Genomic DNA, 16986 nt, shown 5'->3' with positions numbered 1-16986 from the left:
CCGGTCACGGGGTGCCGGGCGGGCGAGAGGCGAGCCGCTTGGTCAGGATCCGGGCGACGTCGGTCAGCGTGCTCCTCTTGTTCACGTCCTGGGTGGTGAGCAGGACGGAGAACTCGTCGCGCAGGTCGAAGGTGAACTCGGCGAGGGCGAGGGAGTCCATGTCCAGCTCGTCGAAGGTGGTGTCGGGGCGGATGTCCTCGACGGGCACCCCGAAGCGTTCGCTCATGAGCTTGCGTGCCGTGCGGTAGACGGCGTCGTCCGCGTCCATACCAGGCTTCCTTTCCGGTGGCGGGCAGGGCCGGTGGGGGACCGGTCCGGTGGGGGGACTCCGGTGGCGGGCAGGCCCGTTCAGGGCGCCGGGCGGCCGTGCGTCCGGGTCAGTTCCGCGAGCCCGTCCGAGAAGCCGACCGGCGGCAGGAAACCCAGGTGGTGCCGGGCCGCGGAGAGGTCGAACCAGTGCGGCTGGACCATTTCGGCCACCAGGAAGCGGCTCAGCTCACGGGTGCCGGTGGTTCGCGCGAGGCGTGCGGCCGTCTCGTGGGCCGCGGCCGCGGCCCGGGCCAGCCGTACGGGTACCGGGCACCATGTGGCGCGGACCCCGGCCGCCGCCAGGAAGAGCGTGGCGACGATGCGCAGCGGCCGCGGATCGTCCTGGGTGATGAAGTAGGCGCGGCCGCCGACGGGTTGGCGTCGGTGGAGGAGGTCCAGGGCGAGCAGATGGGCGTGGGCGGCGGTGCGCACATGGGTGGTGTCGACGAGGTTGCTGCCGTCGCCGGGCAGGAAGAGACACCGGCCGCGGACCGCGCGCCGCAGAGCGGGCAGGAAGTGCGGGTCGCCGGGGCCCCAGATGAGGTGCGGGCGTAGGGAACAGGTGGCCAGGGAGGGGCGGTTGGCCGCCAGGACGAGCCGTTCGGCCCGGGCCTTGGTCCAGGGGTAGGCGGCCAGGTGGCGCGCGGGGTAGGGCGCGCTCTCGTCGGCGTTGCGCAGCCCGTCCGGCGGGAGGACGACGCTGGCGGTGGACGTGTAGACCAGGCTGCGGACGGCGTGCGCGCGGCACTGGTCGAGGACGTTGTTGGTGCCCTGGACGTTGGTCATCCAGTACGGGCGCGTCGGCCCGCTGACACCGGCGAGGGCGGCGGTGTGAATGACGGCATCGCATCCGGCGACCGACCGGGCCACGGCGGCGGGATCGGCGAGGTCCCCGTGGTACTGGTGGACGCCGAGGCGCTCCAGGGCGGCGCTGGGGCGGCGGGTGAGGGAGCGGGTCGGGGTGCCGCGGGCGACGAGCCGACGGCAGATCTCCCGGCCCAGGAAGCCGCTGCCTCCGGTGACGAGGACCCGCGCGGGGCCGGTCGCAGGGTCGCCGGTCATACGGTCCCCGGCCATACGGTCCCCGGTCATGCGCTGTCCCCTGCCCGCTTGGCGGCCCAGGCCGCCAGCCGTTCGCGGTCGATCTTGGAGTTGTGGCGGATGTCGGTGGGAAAGCCGGGGTGGATGAGGACGGCACGGATGTGGTGGCCCTGCGGATGGCCACGGAGGATTTCGCGCACGGCCGCGGCGGCGCCCCGGCGCTCCTTCGTGCCGCACCGTTCCCGCTCCACGCAGAGCACGGCCCGCTGCCGCCCGACCGGGCCGAGGCCGACCAGGGCGGTACGCCGTACGCCCGGTGCCGCATCGGCCGCCGTTTCGATGTCCTCGGTGTTCAGGACGAAGCCGTCGCCGGTGACCCGTTGGGACGCGCGGCCGTGGAACCACAGGCGGCCCTCGCCGTCGAGATGCCCCAGGTCACCGGTGCGGTGCAGCAGCCCGCGGTCGGTGGCGACCTTGGCGTGGGCGGTGTCCCGCGGGCGGGCGTGATACGCGGGACTGACGTTGCGCCCGGCGACCGCGATCTCGCCCACCCCGGTGTCGTCGGCCCCCAGCACGCGCACCTCGACCCCGGGTACGGGACGGCCGACGCACGTCCCCGAGACGGCGCCGTGCCCGGCGGCCCGCAGCGCCGCCAGTTCCCGCGTGGTGACGGCGCTGACCGGAAGGCATTCGGTGGCGCCGTAGACGCTGAGCACCTCGGCGTCCGCGCGCAGCACCGCACCCCACGCCTCGGCCAGCCCTGCCCGCAGCGGGGCGCCGAAGGACAGCACCCGGTCGACCGACGGCAGCCGCAGCCCGTGGCGCACACAGTGGCCGGCCAGCAGGCCGAGAACGGCGGGCGAGCCGGCCACCACCGAGGCGCGGTGTTCCAGCAGCGGTCGCAGCAGTTGCTCGGGAGACGTGCGGGCCGGTGCGCGGTGGCACAGGGCCGGGGAGAGCGTGGTCACCCCGAGGGCCGGGCCGAGGAGGACGAGGGGCAGGAAGCCGGACAGCAGCACCCCGCCCGGATCGAGGGCCAGTACCGCACGCAGTGCCTCGACCTGCCCGGCCAGGGTGCCGTACCGGTACTCCACGCCCTTGGGCACGCCGGTGGAGCCCGAGGTGAACGCGATGACCGCCAGTTCCTCCGCGCCGGGTTCGGCGACTTCCAGGGCCGGTCCGGCCGCGTCCGGCACCACCACCGGCACCGCCCGCCCCAGCCCCGGCAGCGTGCGGCGGGTCACCAGGGGCGTACGGACGTGACCGGGTGCCCAGCGCAGTACCCGCCGCGCCAGATGCGCCAGGGGTTCGCCGATGAACACCTCGGGAGCGACCTCGTCCAGACAGGCCCGCAGCCGGGCGCGGGGCAGCCCGGGGTCCACCAGGACCGGGACGGCGCCGAGCGCGAGCAACCCGTAGACGACGGCGACGAGTTCGTAGGGATCCCCGGTCATCGCCACCGCCTTGTGGCCCCGGCGGACCCCGGCCGCCCGCAGCGCCTCGGCGACGGCGTGGCAGCCCGTCGACAACCGGGCGTAGCTGACGGCCTGCCCGGAACCGTCGCGGCGGCCGCGAACCAGCGCCGTGGCGTCGGGCCGGGACCGGGCCAGCCGTGCCATCAGGGTGGAGAGTCCGACGCCGTCCGTGGTCATGCCGCGGCTGCCACCGCGAGGTCGGACGCCTGCACACCGGCGTCCCGCGCATGCACACCGCGCACTCCGGCGACGTACTCCAGCATGCCGACAGGTGGGGCGTAGGCCCCACCGGACGCTGTGATCCCCGCCCGGGTCTCTTTCATGGTCCGGTAGCGGGACGGCAGATGGACGACGAGGGCGGCCAGAAGGGCACGTGGGGCATCGCTCACAACCCCACGGTAATCGGGCGAAGCTCTAACTCGACAGCCATACAACTCAATTCACCCAATGTGGTCAAAACTCGCGCCAGGTGACGCGGAGTTGGGTGGCTCGCCCCAAACGGAGCTGTCGGACAGCCGTGCGCGGCGGGACGGAGTCAGGGATGGGACGCGACGGCATAGCGGTTGACCAGCGGTTGACGGCCGCGACCCCTCTCCTTACAGTCGACTCACTTACCATCATGCGAATCCTTCATTCCGCAATGCGGATGCGGATGTATCGTCCAACGGGGGTCGGCTCATGCAGGAGCAGGAGCAGGAGATCGAGGCACAGCGCCGTCTCATGAAGCCGACCGATACGGCCGGGCTGGCCGAGATCGCCGAGTCCACCGCCCGGTTCGTGGCCACCCTCACCACCCTCACCGACGACCGGATCGGCGGCCCGACCCTCGTGCCGCCATGGACCCGCGGCCATGTGATCACCCATGTCGCACGCGCCACCGACAGCCTCTGCCGACTGCTGACCTGGGCCCGCACCGGAGTCGAAACCCCGCAGTACGCGAGCATGGAGGCCCGCGTCGCGGAGATCGAAGCCGGTGCGGCGCGGCCGGTCGCCGCACTGATCGCCGATATCACCGACACCGCCGACCGGTTCGAGGAGGCGGTGCGCTCCCTGCCCGAGGCGGCATGGCGCACCGAGGTCCGGATGCGAACCGGCGAACTGCGCACCCCCGCGAGCCTGGTGCCCACCCGGCTGCGCGAACTGGAGGTACACCACGCCGACTTGGCGGTCGGCTACACCTTCGCCGACGTACCGTCCGCCGCGGCCCGCTGGATCATCGACGACCTCGTCGAGGCCCTGCACCGCCGCGACGACCTCCCCGCCCTGCGCTTCGCGGCGACCGACACCCCCCTCTCCCACGAACTCGCACCCGGCGGCCCGCTCATCACCGGCCCCCCAGTCCGCCCTCCTGGCCTGGCTCACCGGACGCTCACCCGGCACGGGCCTGACGGCGTCCGGAGGCGACGAGGTGCCCCCGGCGCCCTACTGGATCTGACCACAACCGGACCTGACCGCAACTGGACCTGACCGCAAGGGGTGTGGGCGCACCTCCGGCGAAACGGCCCCGGACAGCCGATCGGCGCCCCTGGGCCGGATGCCAGGGGCGCCGAAACTCACCGGTCGACGGCGAAGGTCATCGACCGGCCTTGCCGTGGCCACCACCGTGGGCCTTGGCGTGGCCACCGCTGTGCGTTTTGGCGTGGCCACCCTCGTGGGCCTTGGCGTGGCCACCGCTGTGGGTCTTGTCGTGGCCCCCCACGGGGGTCGGCTTGGCGTGCTCACCCGCGTGGGTCGTCTTGGGGTGGGTGCCGTTGGGCGTCTTCAGCTTGCCGGCGACCTTGTCGACCGAGCGGACGAGCCCGTCGATGTCGAGGTCGGCGAGCGGGTTCTTCACGTCGCTCTTGGTGATGGTGTCGCTGTTCGGCAGCGCGTTCTTCTCACCGTGCGGCCCGGAAGCCGCAAGTGCGGGGGAGGCGGCCCCCAGAGCCAGCGCGACACCGACAACACCCGCAGCAGCCTTGGCGATCTTCACGACCTGTATCCCTTTCCAGCAAATGCGTTCAAGGCGGCGGCACGACCCTCGTACCTCCGGAGCGGCCCTTCGTGGACGCTCGCAACGCACTGCCACACCCCCTAACCACCGCGCTCATATCAAAGTGTCGGCACGTCACCCGTCCGAGCAATACCTGCATGTCAGCGGCAGGTATCCGGGTATCCAGCCATCAAAGACAGCAGGCCGGGCGCTTCCTGTCGTCCCTTCCCCGCCGCGGGGGGAGCGGGGTGAGGGGGCCGGGGATCCGGGACTCCGGACTCCGGGAATACGGGAATACGGTCGGGGATACGGCGGTTGGGCGATATGGCGCGGTGATCACGCGGCGCCGCCGCCGTTACTCCACCGCGTAGATGAGCGAGGAACCACATGAGCCAGGCCGCCGCCGGCGCCGCCCTCCCCCGTCCGGCCGTCGAGGGCGGTGCCGAGGATCTGCGGGACCGTACGGTCGTCCTGATCGGCGGCGGATCCGGTATCGGGCTGCGGGTCGCGCGGCGAGTGGTGGCCGCCGGTGCCCGAGTGGTGCTCGGCGGCCGTACCGCGGCGCGCCTGGAGGCCGCCGCCGACGAGCTGGGTGCGGCGGCCACCTGGCGCGTCGTGGACACGGGCGACACCGCGTCGCTCGCCGCCTTCTTCGACGGGATCGAGCGCGTCGACCACCTCTTCACCTCGGCCGCCTCCTATCAGGTCGGCCCGATGCGCGAACTGAGCGACCAGGACGCCGCGTCGCCCTTCGACTCCAAGTTCTGGGGCCAGTACCACGCGGTGCGCTGCGCCGCCCCCAAACTGGCCGAGGACGGCTCCGTCGTGCTGATGTCGGGCGCGGCCTCGGCGCGTCCGGCCGGCCCCGCCCCCGCGTACGTCGCCTGCAACGCGGCGATCGAGGGCCTGGGCCGGGGCCTGGCGGTGGAACTGGCCCCGGTCCGGGTCAATGCGGTGGCGCCCGGCACCGTCGACGGCCACCTGTGGTCGAACCGCCCCGAGGCCGCCCGCGAGGCCGCCTTCGCGCAGTACCGCCGCGATGCCCTCCTGGGCCGCCCGGCCGCCGAGGACGAGATCGCGCAGGCCGTGGTCTTCCTCTTCACCAACGGCTTCACCACGGGCTCCACGCTCTATACCGATGGTGGCTACACCCTCCGCTAGGCGGCGTCCGGCGACCACGTATCTGATGGGGCGTCATCGCTGGGCACCGCCGGGCCGCTCGGCACCGTCTCCACGGCCGGTCCGAACCGGCGGCGGTACTCCGACGGCGCGAGCCCCGTCTCGCGGCGCATCAGCGCGCGCAGATGGGCGGCCGTGCCCAGCCCACTGCGGCGTGCGACGACCTCGAAGCGTGACTCGCCCCGTTCGATCAGCCGGCACGCCAGGGCAAGCCGTTCCCCCGTCAGCCATGCCAGTGGCGTCGTGCCCAGTTGCGCACGGAAACGGCGGTGCAGCGTCGCCGGGCTGACGGCGGCGCACGCCGCGAGGTCGGACACGGTAAGTGGGGCATCCAGCCGTTCCTGGGCCCAGGCCAGCACGGGCGCCAAGGACACATCGGGGATATCGGGCACCGGCCGTTCGATGAACTGCCGCTGCCCGCCGTCCCGGTGTGCCGCGAAGACCAGCCGTCGGCTGACCGTGTTGGCGACCTCCGCGCCGTAATCGCGGCGGACGATATGCAGCCCGAGGTCGAGTGCGGCCGCGCTCCCGGCGGCGGTGAGGATGTCGCCGTCGTCCACGTACAGCACGTCCTCCGCGAGCCGGACGGACGGGAAGCGGGCCCGGAAGGAATCCGCCCACTGCCAGTGGGCGGTGACCCGACGCCCGTCGAGGACCCCGGCCTCGGCCAGGGTGAACGCGCCGCTGCAGAAACCGACCAGCCGTGTCCCGCGTGCGTGCGCCCGCCGGATGGCGTCGAGAACGGCCGGCCGGCGCGGCACCTCGACATCGGGCCGGTTGGGGACGATCAGCGTGTCCGCCGAGTCCGCCGCTTCCAGACCGGCGACTCCCGTGAGCGTGAAGAAGCCGTCCCGCATCGGCGTGCTCGGCTCGGGGGAGCAGAGCCGGAAATCGTAGAGATCGCGGCCGAGTTCGGGCCTGCGCAGGCCGAAGACCTCCGTGGCGCAGCCGAGTTCGAAGGGATTGGAGTTGGCATCCACGATCACGACGACGCGGTGCGCGCCCCTGGGCATGGCCGTGGGCATGGTCGTCGGCGTGTCCGTGGAGGCGTCCTTCGGAGCGACTGCGTGCGAGGAATCTTGCGGCATATGCGATTCCTAGCACTCACGGGTGCCGCCCTCAACCGGCGAGGATTTCCTCATGAGCAACGAACCCATCGCCCTCAGCACCGCCCTGGCCTCGTTCGACGCGCTGTGGAGCCCGCGCATCGTCACTCGCGTCAACGACTACGACGTCCGCATCGCCAAGGTCGAGGGAGAGCACCTCTGGCACGTCCACGACGACACCGACGAGTTCTTCCTGGTACTCGACGGCGAGTTGAACATCTCCCTGCGCGAGCCGGCCGGAGAGCGTACGGTCACGCTCCCCAAGGGCGCGGTGTTCACCGTCCCCCGCGGCACGGAACACAAGCCGTCCGCCCCCACCGGCGCCGCGATCCTGGTCTTCGAGCCCACCGGGACACCGACCGTCGGCGACCGCCACGAGGAGATCCCCGACCACGTCGACGCGACGACGGGACACGCGCTCACCTCTTGAAAGTCACCGACGACAGTCTGCTGACATCGCTGCGGCCGACTGACCGACTGACCGACTGACCGACTGACCTGACCGAGGAGTGGGGACTGCCGCTATGGCACTGTCGACGTCGTTCACGGAACTGTTCGATGTGGAGTATCCGATCGCCCTGGCTCCGATGGGCGGATCGGCCGGTGGCGCCCTGACGGCGGCGGTCTCGCGCGGCGGCGGGCTGGGACTGCTGGGCAGCGGGACCGGTGACGAGGACTGGCTGGCCCGCGAACTGCCGGTCCTGGCCGACCAGGGCGCCGGGAAGCCGTGGGGCATCGGCCTCTGGTCATGGGCCGTTGACGACGGGGTGGTGGCGCGGGTGCTGGAGCACCGTCCGCCGGCGGTGATGTTGTCCTTCGGCGACCCCGCTCCCTTCGTGGAGCGCATCCGCAGCGCGGGCGCGGCGCTGATCCTCCAGGTCACCGACCTGGAGGAGGCGCGCAGGGCGGTCGATCTGGGCGCCGATGTGATCGTGGCGCAGGGCACCGAAGCCGGCGGGCACGGCGCCCGACAGGGGCGGTCCACGCTGCCGTTCGTGCCCGTCGTGGCGGACCTGGCGGCGCCCGTTCCGGTGCTGGCGGCCGGCGGGATCGCCGACGGCCGCGGCGTGGCGGCCGCCCTGGCCCTGGGCGCGGCCGGGGTCCTGCTCGGCACCCGCTTCCAGGCCACGGCCGAGGCCCTGGTCGCCCCCGCGACCGCCAGGGCGATCGTCGACGCAGGCGGGGAGAGCACCGAACGCAACAGGGTGCTGGACATCGCCCGCGGCTCACGGTGGCCGGCGCAGTACACCGCACGTACCCTGGGCCACCCGTTCCTCGACGCATGGCGGGGCCGCGAGGGCGAACTCTCCGCTGCGCCGCTGCCCGCCCAACAGGAGTACCAGGACGCCGTGGCCCGCGGCACGATCCCCGCACTGCCACAGTGGGCCGGCGAGGGCATCGACCTCATCGACGACCTGCCGTCCGCGGCCGATCTGGTCGCCACCCTGGCCGCCCAGGCGGAGACCGCGCTGGCCCGGGCCGCCGGGCGGTGACCACGATCGCCGGGAAACCGCGGTCATGCGCCGGACCGCTGACCATGACCGCCGGGCACGAGGGGTTCAGCTGGCGGGCGGAGAAAGGATTCGCTGATGGGGACGACTGATGGCGACAGCGAGACCGTCCAGTACGTACGGTTCCAGTCGCCGCACCGGAACAGGCGGGGTAACTTCACCGGCGTGTTCGGACTGGTCAACACGCTGGCGCGGAAAGGGAGACTCTCAGATGAACAGGAGTCCTTCCGCCGCATCAACAACAGCTGGTACGACGCTGCGTACACCAACCCGTCGACCGTTGACGCCACTGTTTACGACCATGAGATCAACCCTGGCGCCGCGGCCTGGTTCAAGCCGTCCGCCGCACATCTCATCGCGAGGGTTCCCGGCTATCTGGAGATTCTGGCTGCTCACGGTGTCGATTGCCGGATGATGCGTTCCGCCGATCCGGGGCGTGTGATCTACAAGGACGATGTGCAGGTCGTGGTCGTGCCCTACACGTAGACGTCCACAGTCCACCGCCCGGCCCCGCCCGGCCCCGCCCGGCCCCGCCCGGCCCCGCCCGGCCCCGATCGGGGCCGGGCGGTGGCGTACCAGGCGGACGAGGATGAGGCGGCGGTCCTGACCGGGCCGATCAGTGCCTGTCAGTGCCTGTCAGTGCCTGAGCGCGTTCAACACCGCATCGCTCATGACCCGTTCGCCGGTCGCGTTCGGATGGAGCGGCAGGGTCGGTGAGCCGGGCAGGAGGCCCTCGATCCACGGGTCCGACGAGCAGCTGTCGTGGCCCTTGGTCGGGGTGAGGGTGTCGACGTACGTGGCGCCGGCCGCGGTGGCGGTTTTGGCGATCTTGGTGTTGAGCTCGCCGAGGACAGAGTGCAGGAACGCCAGATCCCCGGTGGTGACGGGCATTTTGCCGAAGCACTTTTTCGGGTCCTCCGGCAGTACCGACGGATAGCCGAGGATCAGCACCCTGGCCTTCGGTGCCTTCGCGTGCAGTTTCTGAAGGGCCGCGGACAGTTCCGTGGTCGCGGAGTCCATTCGGTTGCTGAGCGTGTCCCCGTAGTGGTTGCGGCAGGGGGCGCCGAACGGATTCGTCAGGGACAGGGCGGAGCAGACGACGGCGAGATCGCCGAAGCCGATATCGGAGGTCCCGAGGTTGTCCCCACCGATGGTGAGCGTGATGAGGGAGGTGTCGGGTGTGACGGCGTCGAGTTGCGGGCCGTTGACGACGATCCCGACGTCCTTCTGGGGCGTGGTGAGCGCGCCCACCTTGGCTCCGGCGCACGTCGTGTCCACGTACGACGACGAGGCGAGGGCCGCGGCGACGAGATGGCCGTAGTTGTGGTCCGAGCGCAGGCACAGGCCCGCGGAGGAGGCGGGGATGCCGGCGCCGGCGGCGTACGAATCCCCGAGCGATACGTACTTGCCGGACCCGGCCGATTCCGCGGCCTGGGCGGGGGCGACGGTGGCGCCGAGGGTGGTGGCGAGCAGTGCGGCGCCGGTCAGTGCGGACGACCACTTCGGCGACCGCTTCGGCGACCGGTTCGGCGACCACTGCTTGGTGTTCCTGGTGTTCCTAGTGCTTGTGTTGCTTGATGTTGCGGCTCTGGGCACAGTTCCCCCTGACAAGGCAGCACGATGGAAGAGAGTCGGATACCGGCCGGTAACGTCTCCGACATCGTTGCGGCCGCCCGCCCAATGAACCATGTGCCGACGCACAGCGGCGTCACCGTCCCCGTTGTCCCCGGGAACAACTCCCCGCCTGCGTGCGCCATGTTTTGTAACCTGCGGTTCATGCGCCGCATCCCCGATCCGCCCACCGAAGTCGCCCCCATCGCCGCCTCGTTGCGGGGCCGCTCGGAGGAACTCGGTGTGCGCATGGCACGCCGCATCCGTGCGGAGGTGACGTACTACGGCAGTGAGGACAGCGTGCCGTTCGCCGAGTTGAGCGCCTCGTGCCGGCGGAACGCCGAGCTGGTCTTCGGGCACCTGGCCGGGGACCCCACCAGCGATATGACACCGGCGCTCGAAACCGGCCGCGAACGTGCCCGGCGCGGGGACCCGTTGGCCGATCTGCTGCACGCCTATCGCGTCGGGTCCGAGTTCCTGTGGTCCGAACTCGCCGCCGAGGCCCGCGACGCGGAGGGCGTCACCACCGACACCTTTGTGGCCCTGGCCGGATGGTGGGTGATCGAAGGACTCGCCGCGGCGGCCAGCGACGCCTACCGCGAGGAGACCTCCGAACTGGTGCTGCAACGGGAGCGCGAACGGTCCGCCATGGTCGAGGCGCTCTTCACCGGCATGCTCACCGATCGCACCACCCTGTGGGAGGCCGCCGGCGTCCTCGGCCTGCCGACCGGCGGTCCGTACGTCGTCGTGGCGTCCGAGGTGCCGGCGCCCGGCCGGGAGGCGCTGCCCGGCATCGAGGCGCGGTTTCGGGCCGAGGAACTGCGGTCGGCCTGGCGTCTGTTGCCGGACGTGCAGATCGGTGTGGTCGCCGTCCAGCACCCGGGGGCGGAGGATGCCATCCTGCGCGTTCTGGAGCGGTCGCCCGCCTCCCGGGTGGGCGTCAGTCCTCCGTACCGTGCCCTTCAGGACACCCCCAGGGCGCTGCGTCTTGCGCGCGTGGCGCTGGCCGGAGTCCGCGGGCAGCGGGCGGGCGTCGCGCGATTCGACGACAGTCCGGCCGCCCTGCTGGTCGCCTCGGCCCCGGACGAGGCCGGCCGGATCGCCCGGACGGTCTTCGAGGCCGTACTGGAACTGCCGGCCGTCGAGCGCGACCGCCTGCTGGAGACCCTGGAGTGCTGGTACGCGGCCGCGGGTTCGGCGGCCGACGCGGCGGAGCTGCTGTACTGCCACCGCAACACGGTGCGCTACCGGCTCCACAGGCTGGAGGAACTGACCGGGCGTTCCCTCCGGGACCCCCGCGCGGTCGCCGATCTGGCCGTGGCGTTGCATGCGCTGCCGCTGCTGTGTCTTGACGGGCGGTGAGGGGGCCCGCCCGCGGCGGCTCCCGACCACCCGCCAGGCCCCGTGGTGTTCGCCGGCAGAGGCGGGATCACGACCGGGCGGCCAGTCCGTCCAGGGTGAGGTCGAGTAGGCGCTCGGCCTGCGGTCGTTGTTCGGGCTGTGCCGAGGTGAGGGCGATGCCCGTGAGGGCGGCGCCCAGGTCGGACGGGCTGATGTCGGCGCGGATCGTCCCGGCGGCCGCGCATGCGTCCATCAGGGCCGTAAGGGCGGCGTGGATCATCTCCCGGCTGTGGCCGTAGGGGTTCTCTCCCGTGGCGGCGATGGCGCGCAGGGCGTCGATCATCCCGAGTTTGGCGGTGACGTAGTCCAGGAAGAGGCGTGTCCAGGCACGCAGGGCTTCGTACGGCGGCTTGGTCGCCAGCAGTTCGGGGACTGCATCGCACAACTGGGCCACCTCGTTGCGGTAGACCGCCTCGATCAGGGCTTCACGGGTGGGGAAGTTGCGATAGAGGGTTGCGCTGCCCACGCCCGCCGCCTTGGCGATGCGCTCCAGATGTGCGTCCAGCCCCTCCGTGGCGAACACACTCACCGCGGCCGTGAGGATCTTGTCCCGGTTGCGTCGCGCGTCGGCGCGCAACGGGCGTTGCGCATCGCTGTCCATCGGCGACTGCCTCTCCTCTCGATCGGCTCTCCTCGGTTGCTAAACGGAGGAGCCCCCACTTACCCTCGAATAAATGGGGGCGACTCCATTTCCACTGTAGGTCATGGTCTGACCTGCGCGCATTCCTCCGGTAAGGACTTTGATCATGTCGGGAATCGCAGGCAAGGTAGTAGCGATCACGGGTGCCAGCAGCGGCATCGGAGCCGCGACGGCGACGTACCTCGCCGAGAAGGGGGCCCGGCTCGTCCTGGGAGCCCGACGGGAAGACCGGCTGAACGCGGTGGTGGACCAGATCACCGCGCAGGGCGGCTCGGCCGTCGGAGCCGTTGTCGATGTGACACGCCGGGCAGACCTGAAGCTCCTCACGGATACGGCGGTCAACCGGTTCGGCCGGCTCGACGTCCTGGTGTCCAACGCCGGCACGATGGCGGTGTCACCGTTCGACGAGCTGCGCCAGGACGACTGGGACGCGATGGTCGCTACGCACATCACCGGCCTGCTCAACGGGATCGGAGCGGCACTGCCCGTCTTCCGGCGGCAGCGTTCCGGTCAGTTCGTCAATGTCGCCTCCACCGCGGCCTACATGGTGAAATCCCCACAGGGCGTGTACGCGGCCACCAAGACGGCGGTCAAGGTGCTGACCGAGGGGCTGCGGCAGGAGTCCGGTCCCGATCTGCGTGTCACCCTCGTCTCACCCGGGTTCACCCACACCGAGGGGATCGGCAAGGGAGCGAGCCCCGAGGCGGCAGCGGCGTTGGTCCGACAGCGCGACGAGATCGCCATGCCGCCCTCCGCCGTCGCCTCCGCGATCGGTTTCGCCATCGAGCAGCCCATCGGCGTCGACGTCAGCGAGGTCGTCGTCCGGCCCACCGCGCAAGCCTGACGACGGGCAGGGGCAACCGCGTTCGCCGGGGCGGGTTCGGGAACAGGATCTGACCTTGTCTTTCAACGTTCCCGCATGGCAGGGATGTTGGGGGCGTGCCTAGTGTGCAACGGTGACCGAGCCGAACCACGAACGACTGCGCGCGACCTTCGCCGAGGCCGCAGGTCTCTACGACCGGATGCGCCCTGCCTCTCCGCGGCGCATGTTCGACGACCTCGCCCGGCTCGCCGGAACGGGCCCGTCGGCCGCCGTCCCCCGCCGACCCCCGTCCGTCGGCCGCCGCCGCTCCGGCCGCAGCGCTGTGACAGGCTGCATCGGGATGCCCGGCCGGTCAGGCCGCCGGGCCGGAGGACGTCAGGAGAGCGTGGCGACATGGACATGCCCAACCAATCGGGGTGGGCGGCTGCCCCCGCCGCTCATCGTGCGGCCATCGCGGCGGAGACCGCCAGGTTCGTCGAGGTCATCAGGGGCGCCGACCCGGCGACTCCGGTGCCCGACTGTCCGGGCTGGACGCTGGTGGAGCTGGTCCGGCACGCCGGGAGCGTGCAGCGCTGGTTCTCCGTCCTGCTGCGTCAGCTCGTCCAGGAACCGCCGCGCAGCCGCGATGTCGAACTGCATCTGCCGGAGCACGAGGACGGCTACGCCGACTGGCTCGCGGCGAGTGCGGCGGAGGCCGAGAGCGTGTTCGCGGTCACCGACCCAGAGGCCCCGATGTGGGCGTGGGGCGCCGATCAGCACGCCAGGTTCTGGGTGCGGCGGATGCTGTTCGAAACCCTGGTGCACCGTACCGACGCGGAGCTGGCCCTCGGGTTGCAGCCCGTGATCGACGGCGGGCTGGCGACCGACGGTGTGGACGAGTTCCTCGTCAACCTGCCCTTTGCCGGTCTCTTCGCCCCCAAGGTTGCCGCCTTGCGAGGCCAAGGCGAAACGCTTCGCTTCCGGTGCACCGACACCGGTGGCGACTGGCTGGTCCGGCTGGAGCCCGGCGGCTTCGGCCTCGTGGCGGGCCCGGCGGCCCGGGTGAGCGCCGACGCCGCCGTCCATGGAGCCGCCGCGGATCTGCTGCGCCTCGTGTACGGACGCCTGGGCCACGATGCGGATGCCTTCGAGGTGCAGGGGGACGAGGAGCTGCTGGCGCGCTGGTTCGCCAACTCCGCTTTCTGAGACGGATACGAGCAATCTGGAATGAAGGCGGGCAATCCGGGACGGACTCACGGGCAAGGGGCGGTGACGGCGACCTCCGGGTGCCGCCCCTCCCGGGCGCCGCGCATGGCCCGCGCGCGCCCGAGTCCGTAGCCCCAGCCCGCATTCAGCCCCTCACCGCGCCAAGCCGGACTCCCGCGCCGACTCCGAATCCGGCTCCGCCGCCGACGCGGGCGCCGCATCCTTCCACACGGTCTGGAAGGCCAGCCGCAGGCAGCCCGCGAGCGCCGGATGCTCGATGAAGAGCGTGGTGGTGGAGCCCGCACCGGCCACCGGGTCGGGCATATCGCACAGCACGAGCGAGGCGTCGGCGATGACGAGTTTCAGCGGCAGTTCCGGGGCGAAGCGGGCCTCTTCCCCCGCGGCGGCGAAGCGGCGGACATGCTCCACCGTCCCCGGGTTGTCCAGCGCGTCGTCGAGGTAGATCGCCCGGACGGTGCCGCCCGCCCGGTGGAGCCGGCGGACCACCTTGATGCCCTCCGCGTTCTCCGCGGGTGCGACGAACGGCGGTTTGCAGAAGGTGAGGAGTTCGTGCTGGGCCTGCCGCTGGATGTCGGCGAAGCGCTCCGTGATGGCCTTCGGGTCGCGCAGAATCTCGATGTAGTCCAGCGGATCGGTGTGTACCCGCCCGTCGGACCAGAGCGGTTGCAGGATGCCGGCCAGCCCCTCCGAGACCCGCTCCAGCCGGTCCATGGACTCGCGTTGCAGCGCCATCAGCCGCGCGACGGCCAACTCGGGCGTGACGGCTGAGTACTTGGTGACGCGTCCGGGGTGCGTCGTCGCCAGCCGCCGCCGAACCAGCGCGTCCAGCACGTCGTAGACCCGCTGGCGCGGCACATCGGCCTCGCGGGCGGCCTCGGCGGCCGTATACGAATCACGCCTGATGAGCGCCAGATAAACCCGTGCCTCATACCGGGCCAGGCCGAGCGCCATCAGGTCGTTGATGGGTCCTTCTTCCAACTCCATGGCTCCACAAGGTATATGGCAAGGCGCAGAAGATGAGGCGAAGGTTTTACCAACTGCCTCTATCCCCTTGGCCGAGCAGTCAATAGTTTGATTTATAGCCACCACTGAACGGGGTGGCAGTACTTGTACCCCATGCTCGAACGCTCCACGACCGGCTCCACCGCGGCACCCCACGTGAGGCTGTGCGTTGTCATGCTCGTGACATGTCAGGTCCATGAAGTTCTGGACGGGATGACAACGCACAGGTACTCCTCGACGGCCGTTGCGGGGCCAACCATCCCCCCACGGAGGGCAGTTCCTTGCATTCTCATCGCAAAAAGAGCCTGATACGCCGCGGCGCTCCCGCCCTGCTGTCGGCGGCGGCCCTGGTCACCGGCGGCCTGGTCTTCGCGTCCCAGTCGAGCGCCTTCGCGACGACGCAGACCGCGACGCACACCGCGTCGCCCGCAGCATCCACGGTCCAGACCCACCGGCTCTGCTCGCAGCCGAGCAAGCCCGGCTACATGGCGTGCCAAGCCGAAGTCCGCACCGACATCACCCCGCAGATGTCCCTCGGCCGCCACGACACCCCCAAGGGCTTCGGGCCGAGCGACCTCCAGGCCGCCTACAAGCTCCCCAAGGACGGCGGCAAGGACGCGACCGTAGCGATCGTCGACGCGAACGACGACCCGAACGCCGAGAAGGACCTGGCGGCCTACCGGTCCCAGTACGGACTGCCGGAATGCAGCACCAGCAACGGCTGCTTCAAGAAGATCGACCAGGACGGCGGGAAGAACTACCCGTCACCGGACGCGGGTTGGGCCGGTGAGATCTCCCTCGACGTGGACATGGTCAGCGCCGCCTGCCCGAGCTGCAAGATCCTGCTCGTCGAAGCCAAGTCCGCCAACATGGACGACCTCGGCGCGGCCGTGAACCAGGCCGTCAAGCAGGGCGCCAAGTACGTCTCCAACAGCTACGGCGGTGGCGAGGAAGCCGCCGACACGGCCTCGGACGACAAGTACTTCAAGCACCCCGGCGTCGCCATCACCGTCAGCTCCGGTGACAGCGGCTACGGCGTCGAGTACCCGGCCGCCTCGCAGTACGTCACCGCCGTCGGCGGCACCTCGCTCAAGAAGGACAGCAGCACCCGCGGCTACTCCGAGTCCGTCTGGGGCACTTCCGCCGGTGGCGAGGGCGCCGGCTCGGGCTGCTCGAAGTACGACGCCAAGCCGTCCTGGCAGAAGGACAACGGCTGCGCCAAGCGCACCGTCGCCGATGTCGCGGCCGTCGCCGACCCGGCCACCGGCCTCGCGGTCTACGACACCTACCAGGCCAAGGGCTGGAACGTGTACGGCGGCACCAGCGCCTCCTCGCCGTTCATCGCCGGTGTCTACGCCCTCGCGGGCGCCCCGGGGTCCGGTGACGTTCCGGCCTCGTACCCGTACGGCCACCCGGACAAGCTGAACGACGTCACCGACGGCTCCAACGGGTCCTGCGGCAACTACCAGTGCCAGGCGGGCAAGGGCTACGACGGCCCGACGGGCCTCGGCACGCCGAACGGCGTCGCGGCCTTCACCAAGTAGCAAGCCGAGGCGCGCTCACCGCGCCGCGCGGAACGTGCAGGACGTCGGCCTGTCCGGCCCCTCGGGGTTGGGCGGGCCGACGTCGTGCGGAGAGGGGTTCCGCGCAGCGTTTGCGGATTCGCAGAGTGGTGAATGGTGATCACCGGGCGGTGTCAAGGCTCTGCGC

18 protein-coding genes are annotated in these 16986 nt (G+C 71.2%); 9 read left to right on the top strand and 9 right to left on the bottom strand.

The window, feature by feature from the left end; translation table 11 throughout:
* Window positions 1-4: 4 nt before the first annotated feature.
* The 4 genes from B1H19_RS06265 to B1H19_RS06250 form a co-directional block, all read right to left on the bottom strand.
* Window positions 5-268: an acyl carrier protein gene (locus B1H19_RS06265; RefSeq protein ID WP_083103618.1), complete on the bottom strand. Its 264-nt coding sequence runs from the start codon at window positions 266-268 to the stop codon at window positions 5-7.
* An 80-nt stretch (window positions 269-348) separates the two neighbouring features.
* The gene (locus B1H19_RS06260; RefSeq protein WP_237289160.1) at window positions 349-1401 is read right to left on the bottom strand and encodes an NAD-dependent epimerase/dehydratase family protein; all 1053 of its coding nucleotides are present in this window, start codon (window positions 1399-1401) and stop codon (window positions 349-351) included.
* Window positions 1398-3002: an AMP-binding protein gene (locus B1H19_RS06255; RefSeq protein ID WP_083103617.1), complete on the bottom strand. Its 1605-nt coding sequence runs from the start codon at window positions 3000-3002 to the stop codon at window positions 1398-1400. The genes B1H19_RS06260 and B1H19_RS06255 overlap by 4 nt, the downstream gene beginning before the upstream one ends.
* Window positions 2999-3214: a hypothetical protein gene (locus B1H19_RS06250; RefSeq protein WP_083103616.1), complete on the bottom strand. Its 216-nt coding sequence runs from the start codon at window positions 3212-3214 to the stop codon at window positions 2999-3001. The genes B1H19_RS06255 and B1H19_RS06250 overlap by 4 nt, the downstream gene beginning before the upstream one ends.
* Window positions 3215-3503: 289 nt before the next feature.
* On the opposite strand from B1H19_RS06250, the gene B1H19_RS06245 reads away from it, so the two are divergent.
* A complete protein-coding gene (locus tag B1H19_RS06245) occupies window positions 3504-4292 on the top strand; it encodes a maleylpyruvate isomerase family mycothiol-dependent enzyme (protein WP_083103615.1) in 789 nt (262 codons plus the stop codon).
* Between the two features lie 106 nt (window positions 4293-4398).
* On the opposite strand, the gene B1H19_RS06240 is transcribed toward B1H19_RS06245, so the two are convergent.
* Entirely contained in the window at window positions 4399-4797 is a 399-nt protein-coding gene (locus B1H19_RS06240; RefSeq protein WP_083103614.1) for a DUF4179 domain-containing protein, read from the bottom strand.
* 387 nt (window positions 4798-5184) lie between these two features.
* On the opposite strand from B1H19_RS06240, the gene B1H19_RS06235 reads away from it, so the two are divergent.
* Window positions 5185-5958: an SDR family oxidoreductase gene (locus B1H19_RS06235; protein WP_203237114.1), complete on the top strand. Its 774-nt coding sequence runs from the start codon at window positions 5185-5187 to the stop codon at window positions 5956-5958.
* Here B1H19_RS06235 and B1H19_RS06230 read toward each other — a convergent pair.
* The gene (locus tag B1H19_RS06230) at window positions 5955-7001 is read right to left on the bottom strand and encodes a GlxA family transcriptional regulator (RefSeq protein WP_083109453.1); all 1047 of its coding nucleotides are present in this window, start codon (window positions 6999-7001) and stop codon (window positions 5955-5957) included. The two genes, B1H19_RS06235 and B1H19_RS06230, sit on opposite strands and share 4 nt — an antisense overlap.
* 115 nt (window positions 7002-7116) lie before the next feature.
* Between B1H19_RS06230 and B1H19_RS06225 the strand changes: the two genes are divergently transcribed.
* From B1H19_RS06225 to B1H19_RS06215, 3 genes are all read left to right on the top strand, one after another.
* Window positions 7117-7512 (top strand): cupin domain-containing protein, encoded by a 396-nt coding sequence (locus B1H19_RS06225; RefSeq protein ID WP_083103613.1) that lies wholly within the window; start codon window positions 7117-7119, stop codon window positions 7510-7512.
* Window positions 7513-7606: 94 nt separating this feature from the next.
* Window positions 7607-8575, top strand: a complete 969-nt coding sequence (locus B1H19_RS06220; RefSeq protein ID WP_083103612.1) for an NAD(P)H-dependent flavin oxidoreductase — start codon at window positions 7607-7609, stop codon at window positions 8573-8575.
* A 96-nt stretch (window positions 8576-8671) separates the two neighbouring features.
* Entirely contained in the window at window positions 8672-9079 is a 408-nt protein-coding gene (locus B1H19_RS06215; RefSeq protein ID WP_083103611.1) for a hypothetical protein, read from the top strand.
* Window positions 9080-9229: 150 nt separating this feature from the next.
* Here the strand turns inward: B1H19_RS06215 and B1H19_RS06210 are convergent, their stop codons facing one another.
* Window positions 9230-10189, bottom strand: coding sequence for an SGNH/GDSL hydrolase family protein (locus B1H19_RS06210; RefSeq protein WP_237289159.1), 960 nt, complete (start codon window positions 10187-10189; stop codon window positions 9230-9232).
* 180 nt (window positions 10190-10369) lie between these two features.
* Here B1H19_RS06210 and B1H19_RS06205 point away from each other — a divergent pair, with 180 nt between their 5' ends.
* A complete protein-coding gene (locus B1H19_RS06205; RefSeq protein WP_203237113.1) occupies window positions 10370-11566 on the top strand; it encodes a PucR family transcriptional regulator in 1197 nt (398 codons plus the stop codon).
* A 67-nt stretch (window positions 11567-11633) separates the two neighbouring features.
* Here B1H19_RS06205 and B1H19_RS06200 read toward each other — a convergent pair whose 3' ends face one another.
* Window positions 11634-12206, bottom strand: a complete 573-nt coding sequence (locus B1H19_RS06200; RefSeq protein WP_083103609.1) for a TetR/AcrR family transcriptional regulator — start codon at window positions 12204-12206, stop codon at window positions 11634-11636.
* A 145-nt stretch (window positions 12207-12351) separates the two neighbouring features.
* Between B1H19_RS06200 and B1H19_RS06195 the strand changes: the two genes are divergently transcribed.
* Both B1H19_RS06195 and B1H19_RS06190 read left to right on the top strand, forming a co-directional pair.
* On the top strand, window positions 12352-13089 hold the full coding sequence (locus tag B1H19_RS06195) for an SDR family oxidoreductase (protein ID WP_083103608.1): 738 nt from the start codon (window positions 12352-12354) through the stop codon (window positions 13087-13089).
* A gap of 372 nt (window positions 13090-13461) precedes the next feature.
* Window positions 13462-14253: a maleylpyruvate isomerase family mycothiol-dependent enzyme gene (locus B1H19_RS06190; RefSeq protein ID WP_083103607.1), complete on the top strand. Its 792-nt coding sequence runs from the start codon at window positions 13462-13464 to the stop codon at window positions 14251-14253.
* Between the two features lie 153 nt (window positions 14254-14406).
* On the opposite strand, the gene B1H19_RS06185 is transcribed toward B1H19_RS06190, so the two are convergent.
* On the bottom strand, window positions 14407-15258 hold the full coding sequence (locus B1H19_RS06185; RefSeq protein WP_083103606.1) for a TrmB family transcriptional regulator: 852 nt from the start codon (window positions 15256-15258) through the stop codon (window positions 14407-14409).
* A 299-nt stretch (window positions 15259-15557) separates the two neighbouring features.
* Here B1H19_RS06185 and B1H19_RS06180 point away from each other — a divergent pair, with 299 nt between their 5' ends.
* Window positions 15558-16820: a S53 family peptidase gene (locus B1H19_RS06180; protein WP_237289158.1), complete on the top strand. Its 1263-nt coding sequence runs from the start codon at window positions 15558-15560 to the stop codon at window positions 16818-16820.
* The last annotated feature ends 166 nt before the right edge of the window (window positions 16821-16986 follow it).

Source organism: Streptomyces gilvosporeus, assembly GCF_002082195.1.
GTDB lineage: Bacteria > Actinomycetota > Actinomycetes > Streptomycetales > Streptomycetaceae > Streptomyces > Streptomyces gilvosporeus.
Note: the sequence above shows the minus strand (reverse complement) of the source record. Positions and strands in the feature narration are given on the sequence as shown.

Bases quoted from the DNA above. Each gene is read 5' to 3' on its own strand.
- B1H19_RS06205 (WP_203237113.1), top strand. From the start codon at position 10,370: ATGCGCCGCATCCCCGATCCGCCCACCGAAGTCGCCCCCATCGCCGCC.
- B1H19_RS06245 (WP_083103615.1), top strand. From the start codon at position 3,504: ATGCAGGAGCAGGAGCAGGAGATCGAGGCACAGCGCCGTCTCATGAAG.
- B1H19_RS06225 (WP_083103613.1), top strand. From the start codon at position 7,117: ATGAGCAACGAACCCATCGCCCTCAGCACCGCCCTGGCCTCGTTCGAC.
- B1H19_RS06195 (WP_083103608.1), top strand. From the start codon at position 12,352: ATGTCGGGAATCGCAGGCAAGGTAGTAGCGATCACGGGTGCCAGCAGC.
- B1H19_RS06265 (WP_083103618.1), bottom strand. From the start codon at position 268: ATGGACGCGGACGACGCCGTCTACCGCACGGCACGCAAGCTCATGAGC.
- B1H19_RS06220 (WP_083103612.1), top strand. From the start codon at position 7,607: ATGGCACTGTCGACGTCGTTCACGGAACTGTTCGATGTGGAGTATCCG.
- B1H19_RS06260 (WP_237289160.1), bottom strand. From the start codon at position 1,401: ATGACCGGGGACCGTATGGCCGGGGACCGTATGACCGGCGACCCTGCG.
- B1H19_RS06185 (WP_083103606.1), bottom strand. From the start codon at position 15,258: ATGGAGTTGGAAGAAGGACCCATCAACGACCTGATGGCGCTCGGCCTG.
- B1H19_RS06215 (WP_083103611.1), top strand. From the start codon at position 8,672: ATGGGGACGACTGATGGCGACAGCGAGACCGTCCAGTACGTACGGTTC.
- B1H19_RS06255 (WP_083103617.1), bottom strand. From the start codon at position 3,002: ATGACCACGGACGGCGTCGGACTCTCCACCCTGATGGCACGGCTGGCC.
- B1H19_RS06190 (WP_083103607.1), top strand. From the start codon at position 13,462: ATGGACATGCCCAACCAATCGGGGTGGGCGGCTGCCCCCGCCGCTCAT.
- B1H19_RS06200 (WP_083103609.1), bottom strand. From the start codon at position 12,206: ATGGACAGCGATGCGCAACGCCCGTTGCGCGCCGACGCGCGACGCAAC.
- B1H19_RS06230 (WP_083109453.1), bottom strand. From the start codon at position 7,001: ATGCCCACGGCCATGCCCAGGGGCGCGCACCGCGTCGTCGTGATCGTG.
- B1H19_RS06235 (WP_203237114.1), top strand. From the start codon at position 5,185: ATGAGCCAGGCCGCCGCCGGCGCCGCCCTCCCCCGTCCGGCCGTCGAG.